At 69.4% G+C, this 16,330-nt stretch carries 13 protein-coding genes and 3 pseudogenes; 5 read left to right on the top strand and 11 right to left on the bottom strand.

The features are described from left to right. Positions 1-59: 59 nt before the first annotated feature. Positions 60-236 (bottom strand): hypothetical protein, encoded by a 177-nt coding sequence (locus tag AOK11_RS43925; protein WP_157869334.1) that lies wholly within the window; start codon positions 234-236, stop codon positions 60-62. Between the two features lie 177 nt (positions 237-413). Here AOK11_RS43925 and AOK11_RS12275 point away from each other — a divergent pair. Further along, positions 414-572: pseudogene (locus tag AOK11_RS12275) on the top strand (IS6 family transposase); the annotation flags it as partial. 618 nt (positions 573-1,190) lie between these two features. Then, positions 1,191-1,476: pseudogene (locus AOK11_RS46170) on the top strand (ATP-binding protein); the annotation flags it as partial. A gap of 39 nt (positions 1,477-1,515) precedes the next feature. Here the strand turns inward: AOK11_RS46170 and AOK11_RS12265 are convergent. Then, positions 1,516-2,025, bottom strand: coding sequence for a GNAT family N-acetyltransferase (locus tag AOK11_RS12265; RefSeq protein WP_055593706.1), 510 nt, complete (start codon positions 2,023-2,025; stop codon positions 1,516-1,518). Between the two features lie 438 nt (positions 2,026-2,463). Here AOK11_RS12265 and AOK11_RS12260 point away from each other — a divergent pair, with 438 nt between their 5' ends. Together AOK11_RS12260 and AOK11_RS12255 are read left to right on the top strand one after the other, a co-directional pair. Then, on the top strand, positions 2,464-3,888 hold the full coding sequence (locus AOK11_RS12260) for a hypothetical protein (protein ID WP_240497315.1): 1,425 nt from the start codon (positions 2,464-2,466) through the stop codon (positions 3,886-3,888). 873 nt (positions 3,889-4,761) lie between these two features. Further along, positions 4,762-5,127, top strand: coding sequence for a transglycosylase family protein (locus AOK11_RS12255; RefSeq protein WP_055593705.1), 366 nt, complete (start codon positions 4,762-4,764; stop codon positions 5,125-5,127). 379 nt (positions 5,128-5,506) lie between these two features. On the opposite strand, the gene AOK11_RS12250 is transcribed toward AOK11_RS12255, so the two are convergent. Next, positions 5,507-6,187, bottom strand: a complete 681-nt coding sequence (locus AOK11_RS12250) for a DUF5701 family protein (RefSeq protein WP_055593704.1) — start codon at positions 6,185-6,187, stop codon at positions 5,507-5,509. Between the two features lie 139 nt (positions 6,188-6,326). On the opposite strand from AOK11_RS12250, the gene AOK11_RS12245 reads away from it, so the two are divergent. Next, entirely contained in the window at positions 6,327-6,932 is a 606-nt protein-coding gene (locus tag AOK11_RS12245) for a class I SAM-dependent methyltransferase (RefSeq protein ID WP_055593703.1), read from the top strand. Here AOK11_RS12245 and AOK11_RS12240 read toward each other — a convergent pair. The 8 genes and pseudogenes from AOK11_RS12240 to AOK11_RS44770 all read right to left on the bottom strand — a co-directional run bounded on the left by AOK11_RS12240 (position 6,913) and on the right by AOK11_RS44770 (position 16,001). Then, the gene (locus AOK11_RS12240) at positions 6,913-7,590 is read right to left on the bottom strand and encodes a hypothetical protein (RefSeq protein WP_055593702.1); all 678 of its coding nucleotides are present in this window, start codon (positions 7,588-7,590) and stop codon (positions 6,913-6,915) included. The genes AOK11_RS12245 and AOK11_RS12240 overlap by 20 nt on opposite strands. 1,212 nt (positions 7,591-8,802) lie before the next feature. Continuing rightward, a pseudogene (locus AOK11_RS43920) lies at positions 8,803-9,088 on the bottom strand (transposase); the annotation flags it as partial. A gap of 8 nt (positions 9,089-9,096) precedes the next feature. Further along, positions 9,097-10,179, bottom strand: a complete 1,083-nt coding sequence (locus AOK11_RS12235) for an NUDIX domain-containing protein (protein WP_055593701.1) — start codon at positions 10,177-10,179, stop codon at positions 9,097-9,099. A gap of 52 nt (positions 10,180-10,231) precedes the next feature. Beyond that, positions 10,232-10,978 (bottom strand): PIG-L deacetylase family protein, encoded by a 747-nt coding sequence (locus AOK11_RS12230; RefSeq protein ID WP_055593700.1) that lies wholly within the window; start codon positions 10,976-10,978, stop codon positions 10,232-10,234. A 116-nt stretch (positions 10,979-11,094) separates the two neighbouring features. Beyond that, positions 11,095-11,976, bottom strand: a complete 882-nt coding sequence (locus tag AOK11_RS12225; RefSeq protein ID WP_338058923.1) for a glycosyltransferase family 2 protein — start codon at positions 11,974-11,976, stop codon at positions 11,095-11,097. Continuing rightward, positions 11,973-13,307 carry an MFS transporter gene (locus AOK11_RS12220; protein WP_240497314.1) on the bottom strand — a complete coding sequence of 445 codons (1,335 nt, stop codon included), beginning with the start codon at positions 13,305-13,307 and terminating at the stop codon, positions 11,973-11,975. Before AOK11_RS12220 ends, AOK11_RS12225 begins: the two co-directional genes overlap by 4 nt. Continuing rightward, positions 13,300-15,615: a methyltransferase, FxLD system gene (gene fxlM, locus AOK11_RS12215; protein ID WP_240497313.1), complete on the bottom strand. Its 2,316-nt coding sequence runs from the start codon at positions 15,613-15,615 to the stop codon at positions 13,300-13,302. The genes AOK11_RS12220 and fxlM overlap by 8 nt, the downstream gene beginning before the upstream one ends. A 134-nt stretch (positions 15,616-15,749) precedes the next feature. Continuing rightward, complete coding sequence (locus tag AOK11_RS44770; RefSeq protein WP_240497312.1) at positions 15,750-16,001, bottom strand: hypothetical protein; 252 nt, start codon at positions 15,999-16,001, stop codon at positions 15,750-15,752. Positions 16,002-16,330 lie beyond the last annotated feature (329 nt).

Genomic DNA, 16,330 nt, shown 5'->3' with positions numbered 1-16,330 from the left:
GGACGGAGCGGACCAGGACCTTCCGGTCTCCGGTCCGCTCAGTCTCCGTGGTGTGGTCACTAGTGGCCGTAGCCGTGCCCGTGGCGGTCGCCGTGCCCGTCGCGGTCGCCGTGTCCGTGGCGATCGCCGTGCCCGTGGTCGTGCCCGTGACCATGCCCCGAGAAGTCGTCGCGGCGCGACGTGTCGTTGTTGCGGTCCCGGCGATTGGCAGGAATCAGATTGCTGAAGATAGCCATTGCGTTCCTCCTGAAACTTGCTACACATGGGATACGTCTCAGGGCGGGACTTGGATGGCGTTCCGGGGCAATAAGTTGAAAATGGCCAGGTAGCGGCAGAAGCCTCGACATGGCACTGTCACGTCGACTGAACAGGTGGGATGATCTTCTGGTTGGTCATGCCGGGAGGGGACGCCCGTGGGCAGCGCGCCGCCGTCGTACCAGGGGCACCGGTACCCGGTGGAGATCATCGCGCGCTGTGCGTGGCTGTGCTTCCGCTTCCCGTTGTCGTTCCGCGAGGTCGAGGAGCTGATGCCCGGGCGCGGTGTGCTCCTCTCCCACGAGACCGTCCGGCGCTGACCCGCCGGATCCAGTTCCGCGCCCGCCCCTCCACCCGGGACCTGCGCCATGAACTCTTCCACGCCCTCGGCCTGCCGGGCCGACTGCCGTCGCACGCGATCGGGTTCGACCGCATGCTGCTTGGAGCGCTGGAGGAGCCGCGCGTGCTGGTGTGTGACGAGGCGCAGTGGCTGTCGAAGCTGTGCTTCGAATACCCGCGCCACCTCTGAGACGGCACCGCATCCGACCTCACCATCGTGTTCACCGGCGGCAACGGCTGCTGCGAGATGCTGCAGAGCGAGCCGATGCTCGAATCCCGGGTCCACGCCCGGCAGGAGGTCGGCCGCACGCCCTTGGACGAGGTCCTCACCGTCATTCCCGCTTTCCCTCCCGTGTGGGCGGAGGTGGACCCCGATCTCATCGCGGTCTGCGACCAGGATGCCGCGCACGGAAACTTCCGGGCCTGGGCGAAGATCACCCACCACCTCACCACCGGCCTGAGGGAAACCGGCCGCAAACGGGTGGATGAGGAACTGCTGCGCTGGACCTCTACAGCAAACTGTTCACCCGGCAGCCGGTCTGACCACGCTCAGCTGCGACAACCCACCCCCAGTCACCGTAATCCTCGACCCCGGCGACGAGCTGGTCGAGGCCGCGGACGAGAAACAACTGTCGAAGACGATCGCCCGCTACGGACGCGTCGACCTCCTCTGCATCGACGGACTCGGCTCTATGGAACTGGACCGGCGGGGTGCTGAGCTGCTGTTCCAGGTGCTGACCGAACGCGAGGAGAAGAACAGCGTCGCCATCGCCTCCAACGAGTCCTTCAACGGCGCGATCATCCAGACCGGCCCAGACCGGCACCGAGTCCTACCGACTCGCCCCCACCAAGGCACGGGCGCAGCACACTGCGGTCGGCTGACCCTGCCGGAAACCGAACAGGGCCTTGAAGCCGGCGTCATCAGGTCAGATCCGTCCCCGGGTCTATGGCCCAGTGATTGGTCCTGAAAACCCGGCCTGCGAAGGTCACGTCGACCTCTGAGAGGAACCGGAAGCCGACAGAACGGCAGATGCCGTTCGACGCTGTGTTGTCCGTTGCCGGGAAGGCATGCACGACTCCCCAGCGGTCTTGATCCCGGGCCTGCTCCAGGAGCGCGCGGACCGCACGCTTGCCCACCCCTTGCCCCTGGAATTCGGGCAGAACCATCCAGCCGATCTCGGAGATCAATCCCTCACCGATGTCACGGAACCGGATGGTCACCGTCCCTGCCACCACGGCGGGGGCAACCGGATCGGGAACGATCATCTTGACCCACGCAAGGTCGGCTGCTGCCTGCTGGGAATCCCGACGGACCGTGTCTGCCATCCCCTCACGCGGCAGAGGCCCGCCGAGGTTGGCCATCATGACGGGATCGCACCGCATGCGGACATAGGCATCGATATCGTCCGGCAGTACATTGCGTAACTGCACTGACTTCTCCTTCGAGTTCACCGAGGATGGTCCCACGGCTCGCGAAGTCGATCACCAGCGGCTTGGACTCATCACATGCTTTCCGAGCAGCGGCTGGTCCATCAGCAGCTCCTGAGTGACATCAATTCTCATCGACAATGATCGTATGGAAGCCCCGCAAGTGACTCCCGCAGTCATCTCAAAATGGCATCCATGGAGAGTGGCACAGCCAGTTGCCCTCACCTTCCTCCCCACACCCGGCGCAGCGGTCGCTGCGCTCACCGTGTTGCCGGGCTTTCCCGCCGCCAGTGGAGCGCGGGGAGCCAGCGGGCGGGGGAAACGACAGGTCTCCGGGGCGGCCAGGCGTACCACGACAGGTTCACCAGCGGTATTTCACGCGACCCGCGTGCACCCCGCGCCCTACGATCCCCCACTACGGCCGGGTGAACGGGGGCGGGGATGCGTGAGGACCTCAGGGGCGGGACAGCGGTGGCGGTGCGCCTGGCGGGAGGTGCGCCGCTGCGGGACGCGTTGGTTGTTGCCGGCCCCGGTGACTGGCTTGTGCTGGACGCGGGAGTGCGGGAGGTGGCCTGGTACCGGTCGCAGCTCCTGCCGGAGTGGGAGCACACCGCCCCGCTGCCCGCCGAGCTGACGCACCTGAGCGAGTCCCGGCTCGCGCTCGCCTTGTGCCACCGGGACGGGCGGATCCGCGAGGCGGCGGTGCGCCGGTCGGCGCGCTACCCCGCTCTGCTGCCGCTGATCGTGATCCGCTGCGCCGACTGGGCCGAACCGGTGCGCGAGCGCGCCCGGAAGCTGCTGCGCGAGGCCCTGGACGCGGGCACCGCCGTCGACCTCGCGCCGCTGATCCTGCGCGTCGGCCGCCGCGACCGGGGCACCTTCGGCATCGAGCTGCTCGAGGAGGCCCTGAGCCGGGCACCCCGCGGGCGGCTCGCCGCCCTCTTCGCTCACCCCGACCGCACCGTGCGGCGGTTCGGATACCGGCTGGCCGTCGAGCACCGGTTGCTTTGCCCCACCGAGCTGGCCCACGCGGCCGCCCGGGACCAGGACACGGTGGTCCAGGACCTGTGCGCCACCGCGGCACTCACATCCCTGCTGGACGAGGAGGGAGCCTACGACGAGGTGCTCACACCACTGCTGACCGCGCGCAGCCCACGCACCCGTTCGGCCGGCGTCACCGCACTGCGGCGGGCGGGACAGCCGAAGCAGGTGGAGCCGTTCCTCGTCGACTGCTCCGCCCTGGTACGTGCCTGCGCCCGCTACGTGGTGCGGCAGCACGGAGGCGATCCGGCGTCCTGGTACCGGGAGCGGTGTGCGGCACCGGATGACCCCGGGCTGCCGCCCGGTGCGGTCATCGGGCTGGCCGAGTGCGGAAACCGCGCGGACGCCGGTCTGCTGTGGCCGCTGCTCGCACACCCGGCGGCCGGGGTGCGAGCACGGGCGGTCGCCGGGCTGCGGACGCTGGACCTCGCGGACACGGAACGGCTGCGGCCACTGCTCGACGACCCAGCCCCGGCGGTCGTCCGCGAGACGACCGCCGCCCTGCTGCCGTCGGCGAAGCAGCTGCCCGTCGACTGGCTGCTGGAGCGCACCGGGCCTGAGCGGCCGCGGCATGTCCGGGTCGCCGCGTTCCGGCTCCTCGACACGCACGGCGGGGTCGCGGCGCTGCGAGCGGCGGTCAGGCTGCTGGAGGACCCGGACGTGAAGCTGCGTGCCTGGGCGGGGCAGTCCGTGCGGCACTGGCATTCGTCGGCGGAAGTGCGGCGCGGAGACGCGGAGGTGGGCGAGTTGCTCGACCGCATCCGGCACCTCTTCAGCGATCACGTGCTGCGGCGGCGTAAACGGGAGGCCGGGTTGGACAGCTGAGTTCACCTGGAAATGCGCCTCGAAAACCAGCGCCGAGAGCCGTCGGCACCAGCGCGCGGCTTTGCGGCCCCGGGCCGACCCGGCTTGGCAGCCGTTCTTTCCGCTCGGTGGACAGCAGTGGCCATTCCCGGCGTTACCGCTGGAGGTGGCCTCCGGGCGAGGAAGGCGCGGCCGAGGTTCCGGCCGTGCCTAGTAGGCCCGGGCACTGTCGAGCCCGGGCGCTGGCCTCGCCTCTGTGTCCCGTACCGCCCCCGTCCCATCGATATTGCCGCCCCATTCACTGAGTTGGCTCCGCTGGTCGGCCGCGGCTACACCATGCAGGTCCACCTGTGCCCCGAGTCCTTCGACTACCCGCATCGGCAGGTGATGCGGTGGGCACCTCCGAAGGGGCAGGACTGACGAGGCCGCCTGCTTTTGACACCACCAGGGGCAACCTGTCAGCACCGGCGGGTCGCCCTGCGATCGCCGTTATGCCCCTTCCATGCCCAGCGCCGCGAGTGCGTCCAACTGCTCCTGGGTGAGTTTGTGGCGCCTGGCCTTGGTGTTGCTGTATCAGATGCCGAGCTTGATCTCGGTCCCGTCGGACATGGCACGGCCTGGCCGACGTCGAACTCGCTACCGCGGAACGGGGCGACTGGTTCAACGACCAACGGCTCCACAGCGCGACCGGCGACATCCCGCCCCACGAGTACGAGACCAACCACCACGCTCAACACCAGCCCCAACCGGCGGCTGGAGTCAACGCATAGAGCCTCCACCGATCCCGGATCGGTTCACTCCGAGTAGCAGGAGGGGTGCAGTATCCGTCCGTCCGGCCCAAGGAAACGGCAGCCGACATGCCGTCCCCCCGTCGAGTGGAGTAACAGTCTCTCTATGACTAGCAGACGAAACGCTCATGCGGGCAGCGGGCGCAGGGCTCACGACAGCCGGATCCGCACCGTCCTGATGGTCCTGGCCACCGCGGCTGCCCTCGGCACGCCCACCCAAGCGGTGGCCTCCCCGTCGACCGTCTCGGGGCCAGACTGGGACGCCATCGCCGCATGCGAATCCAGCGGCGACTGGCAGGCGAACACCGGAAACGGCCACTACGGCGGTTTGCAGTTCACGCAGTCGAGCTGGGCCGCGGCCGGTGGGCTCCAGTACGCCCCGCGCGCGGACCTGGCCACCCGCAAGGAACAGATCGCCGTGGCCAAACGCCTGGCCCGTCTCCAGGGAATGTCGGCCTGGTCCTGCGCTTGAGCATCCGACCCTCCCGCTGGCCGAGCTGAATCTCCCCGGAGCGTGGTCGGCTGAGGGTAGGTGGACGGACCGTGGTCGAGCCCGTATGGCCCGGAGAACTGCATGGGCAGCGGTCGTGGCGCGAGGGCAGCTGGTCGACGACCCGGACTGCGATGTGTCGGCTTCGTTTCAGTGCCGGTGGCCGGCAGTCACCGTCGGCCGCTGCCTGCCATCTTCTCGCTGGTCACCGTGGAGGCACATGACGGTCCGCCGCTGACACGGGCATCGGATTTCACTGTCATGAGGCGATAGATCCCCAGGTGGTCTGCTGACATGAAGCCGGGAGATCGCACTCGGTGTCAGCCGGCCCTGTGGTTTTCGTCCGCCTGATCACCACTTCCTACCGGTCCTGGGTCCGGCGGCCTGTTGCGGAGGCGATGCCCAGCCAGGTGTGCCGGTTGCCCGCCCAGCACCAGCCCACCTTGGGGGCGTTGCGGCGCTCGCGGCCGTCCCGTCCGGTGCCGTTGCTGATCCAGATCGCCGGCGTGCGGGCGTCCAACGTGCCATGGGCTTTGCGTAGCCGGGAGCCGATGGTCATGAAGCAGTGGTTGCGCTCCAGGACGGCGGGCTGCTGTAGCACCCAGTGGATGCCCTCGGTGAGCAGCAACGGGGTGCGGGCTTCTGCGGTGAGGGCGGGCAGTGCCTCGTTCGGGCTCCAGTTGGCCATCCGGTCGCCGCGGTCGAGGCCGGTGAGGAGGTAGAGCGGGGCGTCGGGCAGCGTGGCCGTGTCGAGCGGAGCGAAGAGATCGACGTCGGACATGTCGGTGACGACGAAGCCCGGCTTGCCGTCGCGGCTGAGCAGCGGCGCGAGGACGGAGGCGGGGGCCTGGTTTGGGTGAACGGCGAGCAGGGCGCCGTCGCCGCCCGCGGGGGCTTCGGTGGCACCGGCGAAGGTGCGAAGCTCGGTGGTGGACAGCCCGATGATTTCGTGCACCCCCAGTTCGATCAGTCGCTCGGCCTGCGCGCTCAGAGCCGGAAGTGCGGGGAGAACGGTGGAGGTGGCGTGCGTGGTTTCGGGCACGGTGCTCCCAGGGGTGGCGACGTGGACGGGTCCAGAGGCAACGAGGTGGCCCGCCAGAATGTTCCCGCTGCTGCTGCCTTCAGCGCCGCGAGTTCGGGCACTTCTTCGAGTGGCACACGGTCGACCTATAGTTGGCCTCATGAGCCGTTGGAGAGAGTTGACCGGGGAGACGTCCGGGGAGGACTACGCTGCACGGTTCGCGGCCCTGGCCCGTAGCGGGAAGGAAGTGCACGGTGAGGCACGCTTCTGCGCAGCTCTCGTGCCTGCCGGAGCGCGGGTGCTGGACGCCGGGTGCGGCACCGGACGGGTCATGATCCGGCTTGCGGAGCTCGGGTACGACTGTGTCGGGGTGGATCTCGACGCGTCGATGCTGGCAGTGGCACAGCAGCAGGCGCCGGAACTGCCCTGGTTCCAGGCCGATCTGGCCGGGTTCGAGCCGGACCTGCTCGGCATCGCAGCGGACTTCGATCTTGTGGTCGCCGCAGGCAACGTTTTCCCGTTGCTCGCCGTCGGCACCGAGGCCACGGTGGTCAAGCGCCTGGCCGCGGCCCTGCGTCCGGGCGGTCTGATGGTCGCCGGCTTCGGCCTGGACGAAGCCCACCTGCCCGTGCCGCCCAGCATCACGCTGTCAGCGTACGACGACTGCTGCGCCGTAGCCGGCCTCACCCTCGTCGACCGCTTCGCCACCTGGGACGCCGCCCCTTACGACGGCGGCGGCTATGCCGTCAGTGTCCACCGCCGATGAGGATGTGGGAGTTCGGCCTGCGGCCCGCGCGCCCCGACATCGTCGCCGGTTGGTGGTGACGGGCGTAGGCGTCAAGGACGTGCCGGGCACGGGTCTCGTTCCGGATCAGCAGATGGTCCAGGGCTTCGCGCGGCAGGGTTTTGATGCCCCGTTCGCGGTGGGTGTTCATCCGAGGAGCCCGCGGCGCGGTCCTGACGACCTCGATCCCCTCGGCGGCGAAGGCCGCGTCGAAGGACACGGTGTACTTCGTGTCCCGGTCGCGGACCAGGAGGTGCGGCGAGTCGATGCGTACGCCCGACTCGACGGCGAGATTGCGGGCCTGCCGCACTGTCCAGGATCCCGTCGGATGAGCGGTCACCCCGGTGATGCGCAGGCGGCGTGTGCTGTGTTCGAGGGACACCAGGGCGTGCACCCGGCGCAGGTCGACCAGGTTGAGGTGGAGGAAGTCGCAGGCGATGATGTTCTCGGCTTGCGCGGGCGGGGACTCCCGCCATGTCGGGCCGGCGTGGCGTGGGGTTGGTTCGCTGCCGGCCGCCGTCTGGATCTCCTGGACCGTCCTCGCACCGGCCGAGTGGCCCGGGCGGGCAAGCTCTCCCTGGATTTGGCGGCGGCCTTGGCGCGGATTGTTTTTGGCCGGTCGCAGTGCCAGCTTCTTCACCGCGCGTCGTGGGTGGCCTTCCGGGCTTGCTCGGGTGCGTGCAGTGGTCCCGTTTTGGGTGGTCGGCCTGGGGTGCCTCACAGGCAAGGTCTTGGGCGTCACCGAAAACACCTGAGCCCGCCGGAGTCGGGGGATCAGCGGGGACGGCGCCGTGAACCACAGCCGGTCCGCGCACTGGTACCGCACCGGGCTCGTGAGCTGCCTGTGCGGCACCGCGTTCTCATGCCGCGGCACCAGCGGTTCGGCGTCTTTGGCCGTGTCCCGGCGCAGCGGCACCGCCGGGACCGCGAGTAGCTTCCGTGCCACCTGGCACATCAGTGAGACAACCGCCCGGACAGGGTTTCGGTAAGCCGTCGTGGCGCGCCGGCCCCACTCCGAGCAGCAGCGATGAGTTTCCGAACGGCACAGCTTCTCGTGTCGCCCACCCTTCGGCCCAGCCCGTGGCGGCGGGAGCAACAACTCCACCAGCGTCCACTGCTCATCGGTCAGGTCCGGCGGATACCCCCAATACCGGTCACGGCAGGCTCAACGACCACTTCCGCCAAAGGAGATGGCAGACCTCAAACGCGGTCTGAGGAGGTCTATGAACGACAGCGCAAGGCGCACTCCTCGTGCCGCGTCCGTGTCGAGGGCCGTCAGGTGGCACGCTCTCGACCGGAAGTTCGGCGGACCGAGACCCACCTGGGCCTAACAGGCAAGTAGCGTCGCCCCAACGGCCGGGGCGACGCTGTCCCTTAAATAATTTCCAGAACGAAGTGCATGCAGATCTTCAAAAATTCGATGATCGCATCACGGAAATCAGGGAAGAAGTAGTTAACAACGGTGAGTGTTGAAAAAACGGGGCCGAGGACGCGACTGGTGGTGCGGTATGAGTTCTTCAAACTCAACCATCGACGCCTGGACCTATTGCGGGTTGCATCATTGGTAGAGGTGTCGCCGGGCTCGGCCGACGCGATCTCTTCTACATGGCAACTCTCCTCCTTCTCCCTCCCGCAAGGGTTGAGCATCTCACGGGGAACTGGGGTTCGGTTTTCTCTTTGCATGCTGGGCTCCTCTCCCGTTGCCGCCCACCCTGTTGTGGGCGGAGAGCGTGGGGTAATGCAAAGAGGAGCGCCGGGTGTTGTATGAACCCACCGTGGCACACCACGAGGACCCTCACCATCCCCCGCAAGAGTGACTGTGGGCGTCAAATCTTCCGACTTGAAATGTTTTCTATGCGGTGAGACGGACGAGTTGTTTATAGCGGCAGAGGGCTGCGGTGAGGCCGAGGAAGGCCAGGTAGTTGCGAGGGTTTCCCTCGTAGCGAGGGCTGATGCGCCGGTAGCCCGATAGCCAAGACATGGTCCGTTCGATCCCTCATCTGTGGCGGCCGAGATGTTCGCGGGACTCGACTCCCTCGCGGGCGATGCGCACACCAATGTGCTTTCCCGCGCAGTCATTTCCGTAGACGGGGCATGACGTATTCCTTGTCCGCATGGAGCCGCTGAGGCTTGAACGCGGACGCGTCTACCCGGTGCTGGGGGCGGTGAGTTCGATGAAGGGCTGGGGTGCAGCCCTGTGGATGCCGAGTTGCTTGCGTGCCTGGTGGACGGCGGCAAGTTGGACACCTGCGGGTGAGTCTGAGCCGAGGAGTTCCAGGGCCTGTTCGGGTGTGGCCAAGGCGCGGGCGCTGCTGCCGGTCGGCATGGGTTCGACGCCGGTGATGGCGGCGGCGTATCGGGCGTACGCGTGCGAGGTGTCGGGGTCGTTGAGGTGGCCGTGGAGCAGCGGTTCACCGATCCGGACGGCGGTCTCTTGGCTCACTCCGTGGATCAGAGCATTCACAGGGTTGCCTTCCCGGGACTGGACGGGGTCGGCGGGGAGGCGGACGTTCCCGGTGTTGGGCTGGAGGAGGATGACGACGCGGCCGTCCGGCGTGAACAGCCATCCCTGCCAGCCGCGTACTGCCCGGCCCTGTGGGTTCTGGCCTGGGTGGAAGGTGCAGCGGCGCTCGACGCGTGCGGTGCACAGGACTTGGCTGTGGTCGAGGAGGGTGGGGGCGATCGGGGCGCCGTTCTCGAGGAGTACGGCGCCGGCGGCGTTGATGCGGGCACGGAGCGCGGACAGGGCACGCCGGGCGTCGCTGGGGGACATCAGGGCAGGCAGACGGGCGGGCTCGACGAGCTCGATGCCGGTGATCTCGCTGTCGGGCAGCCGCACGGACGCGATCTTTTCGTCGGTCCAGGTGCCGCCGTCGTAGACGTGGAGGATCTCGTCGGGGAACCGCATGGCGGCAGGGATGCTGACGCTGCCCGGGGATACCCAGTCGACGGCGAGGCCGCGGTCGACGCGTGCCATGACGCCGAGTTCCTCGCGCAGTTCTCGGGCGGCGGCGCGGGAGGGGGATTCGCTCTTGTCGACGGCGCCACCCGGCAGGAGGCAGGTGTCGCGGTAGTCGACGTGCTGGACCAGCACCTCGCCGTGCTGGTTCGTGATCAGCACAGAGGCGCCGGTCCACAACGCGGCCGAGGCGCGCTGGGCCCCGTACTCCTCATCGGTCGACGCAGAGCCCGGAAGCTCGTCGGGGGCAGGGGCCTCGCTCGTTGTCATGTCTCTCCAAAACGGGAACGGGAGCATGGGGGCAGGGAGCACGGCGGCGTGGTCAGACGGTGAGCCGGTGCCGGTCACCCGGGACGGGGCCGGGCGTGAGGCGGGTGAAGTACTCGGTCTCGATAATCCTGCGACGCGCCTGCTCAGGGAGACGGGCGAGGAGGCCGGGTAGGGAGCGCTCACGAGCGGCTTCGCTGCGATGCGCGAGGATCGCGCGCCACTTCGTCTCGGCCCACAGGCTTACGTCGACGGTGGTGGTGACGTAGGAGTCAGGCACGGCGAGCACGGCCTTCCCCACGGCCTCAAGCAGCGGCCTGAGTCCGTCCACACCCGATTCCGGGTGCGTGGCCGCGTACAGCGCCACGGGCTGCCAGGGGGCGCCCGCTTCGGGGTAGAGGTGGGCGAGGCCGGCCGCCTCGACGGCGAGCAGGGTGATCCGGTGGGTGTGTTGGTGATCCGGGTGGCCGGTCAACTGGCCCAGCGCGTCGTGGGTGACCACCAGATCGGGCTTGAACGTGCGGATGTGGGCGACGAGCCGGCCGATGGCCTCGTCGAGAGGCGCGTCGACGAGACGGGGCTGTTCGTGTGCGGACTCCGGGTTGCGGGCGTCGGCGTAGCCGAGCAGCCGAGGTGCACCGGCCCCCAGGATGGCCAGCGCATGGGCGAGTTCGGGTGCCCGGCGGCTGTTCGCTGCCCAGGTTGCGGTGACGACCGCGGTGCGAGCGCCAGAGACGTGATGCTGCACGAGTACGCCTCCGGCGAGCAGGGACTCGTCATCCGGGTGCGCGAAGACCCCCATCAATGAGGGGAGAGCCGATGGCTTCAACGGAGCGGCCTTTCCTGGAATTGAAAGAGCGAGGCGCGGCAGGGGCGGGTCGGCTCACCGGAACAGACAATCAGGTAGGACGTGACGGGTCAGATGATCGGGGGGCGTCCGGCGGCGGTGAGTCTGCGCATGGTGCTCCAGTCCATCGGCCGGTGGACCTGTTCGTGGCGGGTGGCCCAGCCCTCGCGCAGACCGGACAGCGTCTCGCGCAGACCGCCCATGCGTAGGGCCCGGGCGAGGGTGATCACAGTCCACGTGCCGAGGTAGAGGGGGATGAGCGGAGTGGGGAAGTTGCGGTAGGCGACCCAGATCCGGTTGCGAGCGGAGAGCCGGTGGAAGAGGGGGTGACGGATCGGGGCAGTGAGCGGGTGGTGCATCCGGATGCTGGCCGCGTACCAGCCGGTGTAGCCCGCTGACCAGAACCGATAGGCCAGGTCGAGGCCTTCGTGGTAGAGGAAGAAGCTGCCCTCCCACCCGCCGGCCTCGTCGAAGACGTGGCGGCGGATGAGGACGACGCCTTCGGTCATGGATGTGATGATCCCGGGCCGCTCCGGATCACCCGTACGGAGCCGGGGCACCCAGCGGCGCGGCGTGGTCGTATCGTCCGGGCCGGTCAACCGCGGCTGCACGTACGCGGCGTCTGGATGCTCCTCGGCCGACGCGACGAGCCGGACGAGGACGTCAGGGCGCGGAAGGCAGGCGTCATTGTCCAGGAAGAACACGTACTCGGCCGGGTCACCGGCCTCGCGCAGCGCGTCGACGCCCGCGTTGCGCCCGCCGGGAATGCCGGCGTTCTCAGGCAGGGCGACGGTGATCGCGCCCGGTGGCACGACCTGCGGGGTGCACCCGTTGCCGACCACGCACACGCGCACCTCGACGCCGGTCTGGGCCTGCAGTGTCTTTTGCGCGAAGGCTTCTTCCTTGGGGCGGTCGTTCATGGTCAGCACGACCACGTCCACTCGCGGCGTCACGCTGCCTCCTGGATGGGCGAAACGACGGCCAGGGGCATGGCCGTCAGGCGGCCGACCCGGCTCACTAACAGCAGGAGGGGCGGTAGGCACAGGATCGCGGTGCCGGTCCACATCGCCGTAGGGACCGAGAAGGCGCCGGCCAGGACACCGGCGCCGGCCGAGGCGAATGGCCGGGTGCCGGAGACCAGCCAGGTCGAGGTCTGCTGAGCTCGCCCCTGCAACTTGGCCGGCGTCAGCTGTTGGCGTACCGAACGCTGCGTCGTTCCCGCACAGGTCGCGGCCGCCATCTGCACGGCGCCGGTGAGGGCGAGCACCGCCAGCCACCCGGGACCGGGCCGGGCAAGGAGCAGTGGGACACCCAACACCGGGTAGAGCCCGAAGGCCGCCAGCATCACCGGCCCCGGCCCGAACCGCCTCGCGAGCCGCGGGGCCTTCAGCGCGCCGATGACGCCTCCGATGCCGCAGACGCCTGTGACGATGCCCAGCCCGAGCGCGCCCGCGTCCAGCACGGTGAGCAGGTAGTACGCGCGGTACACCTCGATCAGGGTTGCGCCGACGCCGGTCAGGGACAGGCTCAGCACCAGTGGGCGGACCACGGGGGTGCGCGCGACGAAGACCAGGCCCGTCCACATGGCCGGGCCCAGCCGCTCCCGCTCTTGTGCGGGACGGGCGCGGTGCTCGAGGCGGACGCGTGTCGCGCACCAGGCGGAGAGGGCGTACGACAGCGCGTCCAGCCAGAACGCGCGGACCGCGCCGAGTGAGGCCACTACCCCGGCGCCGGCGTAAGCGCCTAGGGTGTCCGCGAGGCTGAACGCACTGCCGACCCGGGAGTTGGCCTCGTGGAGCAGGGGTGCGGGCACCAACTCAGGGACCACGGCGATCGCGGCCGCTAAGTGGAGCACCGTCGCCGATCCCACGATCAGCGCGACGGCGTACAGCACGGGGAAGGACAGCATCCCGCCAAGCGCGGTGAGAGGGATCGCGGCGACGGCCGCCGCGGCAACCAGGTCGGAGCCGATCAGGACCGGCCGTTTCGGGTGCTGGTCGACGTACGCCCCGGCCGCCAGGGCCAGCACGAACGCGGGGGCCTGGGAGAGGACCGCGAGGGTGGCGACCTGACCGGGGTTCGCGTGCAGAACGAGAACCGCGAGGGCGGGCAGCGCCACGGCGTGCGCCGACGTTCCCAGCAGACTCGCCGCCTCCCCGGTCAGGTACGCGGCGAACGAGGGGTGGGCGCGCAGCGAGAACGAGATCGGCGGCCGGCCGGTGACGGCCTCGTCAGCTTTGTCCGGCCCGGGTTTCGCGGGGATCAGCTCGTCGAAGTCAGGCACGCTGTCCGCCCGCCGCAAGTAGATCCTGCGCACCGGCAGGGGTTCGGCCCGGCCACTGGAAGACGAGCCGGGCGGACGGCTTGTCGAGCACGTCACCAGCCGGCAGTTGCTCGTCAGGAGTGCCTGCCGGGTGGACGGTCATCGGCGGGTAGCCGCTCTCGCGCACCTTCCGGTCCCAGGTGCGCACGCACTCGGCGAAGCGCTCCGCCAGCTCTTCGGCGGCTGGGCCGTAAGCGTGGATGAAGAACTCGGTGAGACGGTCGGCTGGATCCGGGGCGTCCTTGACCTTGACGTAGGTCAGGTAGGCGAGGGAGCTATCCGCCACCATCGCGGCCGCGTCCCGCTGCGCCACGAGCATGGACCCTTCCGGCACGGCCAGACGACAGAACCCATGCAGCGTGGTCGCGGCGTAGATCTGCAAAGTCTCGAAATTGAAAACGCCTTGGACGATGAGGCCGGTAGGGAGCTCGTGCCGGGGCCCCCGCAGAGCCTCTTCGAGCCCGGTGACGTCGCCGGGAGCGCCGTCTTCCCACCACACGGTGACGGCACCGTCGGCCAGGCGGGCGGCGGGGGCGGTGCGGGCCGCGGCGCCGCGGTCCCGTACGAACCCGCAGTACGTCCAGTTCTCGGTGTGCAGCACGTTGCCGCGCTGGACCAGGGTGAGGGAGCGGGTGTAGCCGCCCATCTCCAGCGGCACGACCAACCGCGCCCCCTCGGCGAGTTGTTCACGCCAGGCCGGGGCGATGTCGTACGCGTTGTGCGTGATCACCATGCCGTCGAATCCGCAGGCCGGGACATGGTGGGGTGCGCCGAGGCCGCCGTCGCCGAGAACGGCGGTGATCCGGCCGCTGCCGGCTTCCGCGCACAGTCGCTGTGTGCGGTGCACGACATACGGGTCGACGTCCACGGTCACCACGCGGCCACGCTCCCCGAGCACGTGTGCGAGGAGCTCTGCGTTGTAGCCGCCCGATCCGACTTCCAGCACGGTCATCCCCCGCTCCAACCGGAGTTGCTCAACCATGTCGGCCTGCAGCCAGGCTGCTGAGACGGAGCTGACGGCGCTCTCGGGCGACTCCCGGACCGTTACCACGGCGAGGTCGTCGTGGTAGGCCGTCTCCAACAGGGTCTCGGGAACGAACCGGTGCCGGGGAACCTCGTGCAGCGCGGCCTGGACCCGCGCGGAGGGCGCCCATCCCTTGCCGATCACGATGCCCGCCATCCGCTCGCGCAGCCGGACCGCCTCTGCCGGCTCACCGGGCACCGGTGGGACGGTGGTGGCACACGCGTAGGAGTGAACAGGCGGCAGCCCCGGCAGCACCCCGGGCCACACCGCGGTCAAGGCCTGCGCGCTGGGCGTGAAGATCCGTCCCAGGGTGGCCAAAGTGTTCAGGTCGTGCCACTCCCAGCGCAAGAAATGGTGCGGCTCGGGCAGACCCAGTTCACCGTCCCAACTGGTGAGGCGAACGACAGCGGTGACACGGTGCACGTCCAGCCGGTCATCGTGCATCACGGTAACGACATGAGCATCTTCAACGCGCGCCGTCAGCCCGCTCTCCTCGGCCAACTCCCGCACGGCGGCAGCCGGCGCGGTTTCGCCCTTCTCGATCCGGCCGCCCGGCAGCTCCCACAGGCCCCGGGTCGAGCGGCCCAGCAGGACCCGCCCGAACGCGTCGGTGACCACCACCGCGGCACCGAAAACAGCCTGCGGATCGGGCCGCAGCTTCTCCTCTGCGCTGAACGACCCGCCCGGGCCGCGCAGGACCAGCACTGCCAGACCTTTCGCGTCGAACCGCTCGCACGTGCTGAACCCGTCGATGAGAGCGTCGAGTTCGTTCTCGTCCAGCGCGATGTGGCGACGTTCTTCAGGGGTGTTCTCCGCGACCGGCGTGATGACGACGAGCGTCCCGCCCTCGCGTAGCCGCGCGGACAGCCGACGCAGCACCCGGGCGCGATCACGGATGAAGACGATGGACAGCCGAATGACGACCAGGTCGTAGCCGTCCTCAGCAAGCCCGGCCAAGTCGTCGTGCTCCACGTCCAGGCACAGCCAGCGCACCCCCTCCACTCCGGCGTGCTCCGTACGGGCACGCTCCAGCGCCCCCTCGGCGAAGTCGACGCCGTCGACGGTGTACCCGAGCGAGGCGAGGTACGCGGCCATCTCACCGGTGCCGCAGCAGGCGTCGAGCGCACGGCCGCCCTCGGGCGCCGGTGTGTGCTCAACGAGCAGGTTCCTCTCCTCGTCCCCGAGCCGCCGGAAGTCGCGCCCGTCGTTGTAGTGCTCGGACCAGTCGGTCCGGGTGTATCCCACAGATCGCTCCTTGCTTGTGAATGAAGGCGGCGTCATGGCAGTGCGACGGGTCCGTAGAGGGCGGCCGGCCCAGGCGTCGGACAGGCGGACCAGATCCCGTACGGCGGGCCCGGGCTCGCTGCGCTCGAGGTCGATCAGCCGCAAGAAGTCGGCGGAATCGTCCACCCGCGGTCGCCGCAGACCTGACAGGCCACCGCCGCGGTCACCCCCGCGCCCGTGCCGACGTCCAGCACCCGGTGACCAGGGCGTAGATCCAACTCCTCCAACAGCTCGGCGGTCAGGCCCATCACGGTGGACATCGACGTGATGGACGCCCCCGACCGGGATCCGCGCGCCCGGCCCAGGAGCGGTTCCCCGTCGTGCTGGACGAGCACACTGGCCGCCATACAGCAGCCCGAGCAGCTCGGGGCGGTCCTGCACCGCCGCCCAGTCCAGCAGGTCCCACCGCGGCGGCGTCTCGCCCGAGGCGCTGCGCCGTACATAAGCCTGCGACATCAGTACCTCACGAGGCAGCACCAGCAGGGCGTCACGGACCGGGCCCGGCCCCAGAGCCCCTTCCTCCTCCAGCTGGGCGACCGTCACCGCCCGTGCGGCAGCCGGATCTGCGGCCGCGCCCGGCGGCGCGACGTCGGCTGCCGACTGCGCCGGCGTCCGGCCGCTCGTGGCGAGGTACGCGTCCCAAGCGCTCATCGCTCGCCGCCGGGTAGCTGGGGTG

Origin of the sequence: Streptomyces hirsutus (assembly GCF_001418415.1) — a bacterium.
Lineage (GTDB): Bacteria > Actinomycetota > Actinomycetes > Streptomycetales > Streptomycetaceae > Streptomyces > Streptomyces hirsutus.
Note: the sequence above shows the minus strand (reverse complement) of the source record. Positions and strands in the feature narration are given on the sequence as shown.

What these genes read in the sequence shown, in the direction of transcription:
- AOK11_RS43925 (WP_157869334.1), bottom strand. Translation starts at nt 236, where the DNA reads ATGGCTATCTTCAGCAATCTGATTCCTGCCAATCGCCGGGACCGCAAC.
- AOK11_RS12260 (WP_240497315.1), top strand. Translation starts at nt 2,464, where the DNA reads ATGCGTGAGGACCTCAGGGGCGGGACAGCGGTGGCGGTGCGCCTGGCG.
- AOK11_RS12255 (WP_055593705.1), top strand. Translation starts at nt 4,762, where the DNA reads ATGACTAGCAGACGAAACGCTCATGCGGGCAGCGGGCGCAGGGCTCAC.
- AOK11_RS12245 (WP_055593703.1), top strand. Translation starts at nt 6,327, where the DNA reads ATGAGCCGTTGGAGAGAGTTGACCGGGGAGACGTCCGGGGAGGACTAC.
- AOK11_RS12235 (WP_055593701.1), bottom strand. Translation starts at nt 10,179, where the DNA reads ATGACAACGAGCGAGGCCCCTGCCCCCGACGAGCTTCCGGGCTCTGCG.
- AOK11_RS12230 (WP_055593700.1), bottom strand. Translation starts at nt 10,978, where the DNA reads ATGGGGGTCTTCGCGCACCCGGATGACGAGTCCCTGCTCGCCGGAGGC.
- AOK11_RS44770 (WP_240497312.1), bottom strand. Translation starts at nt 16,001, where the DNA reads ATGGCGGCCAGTGTGCTCGTCCAGCACGACGGGGAACCGCTCCTGGGC.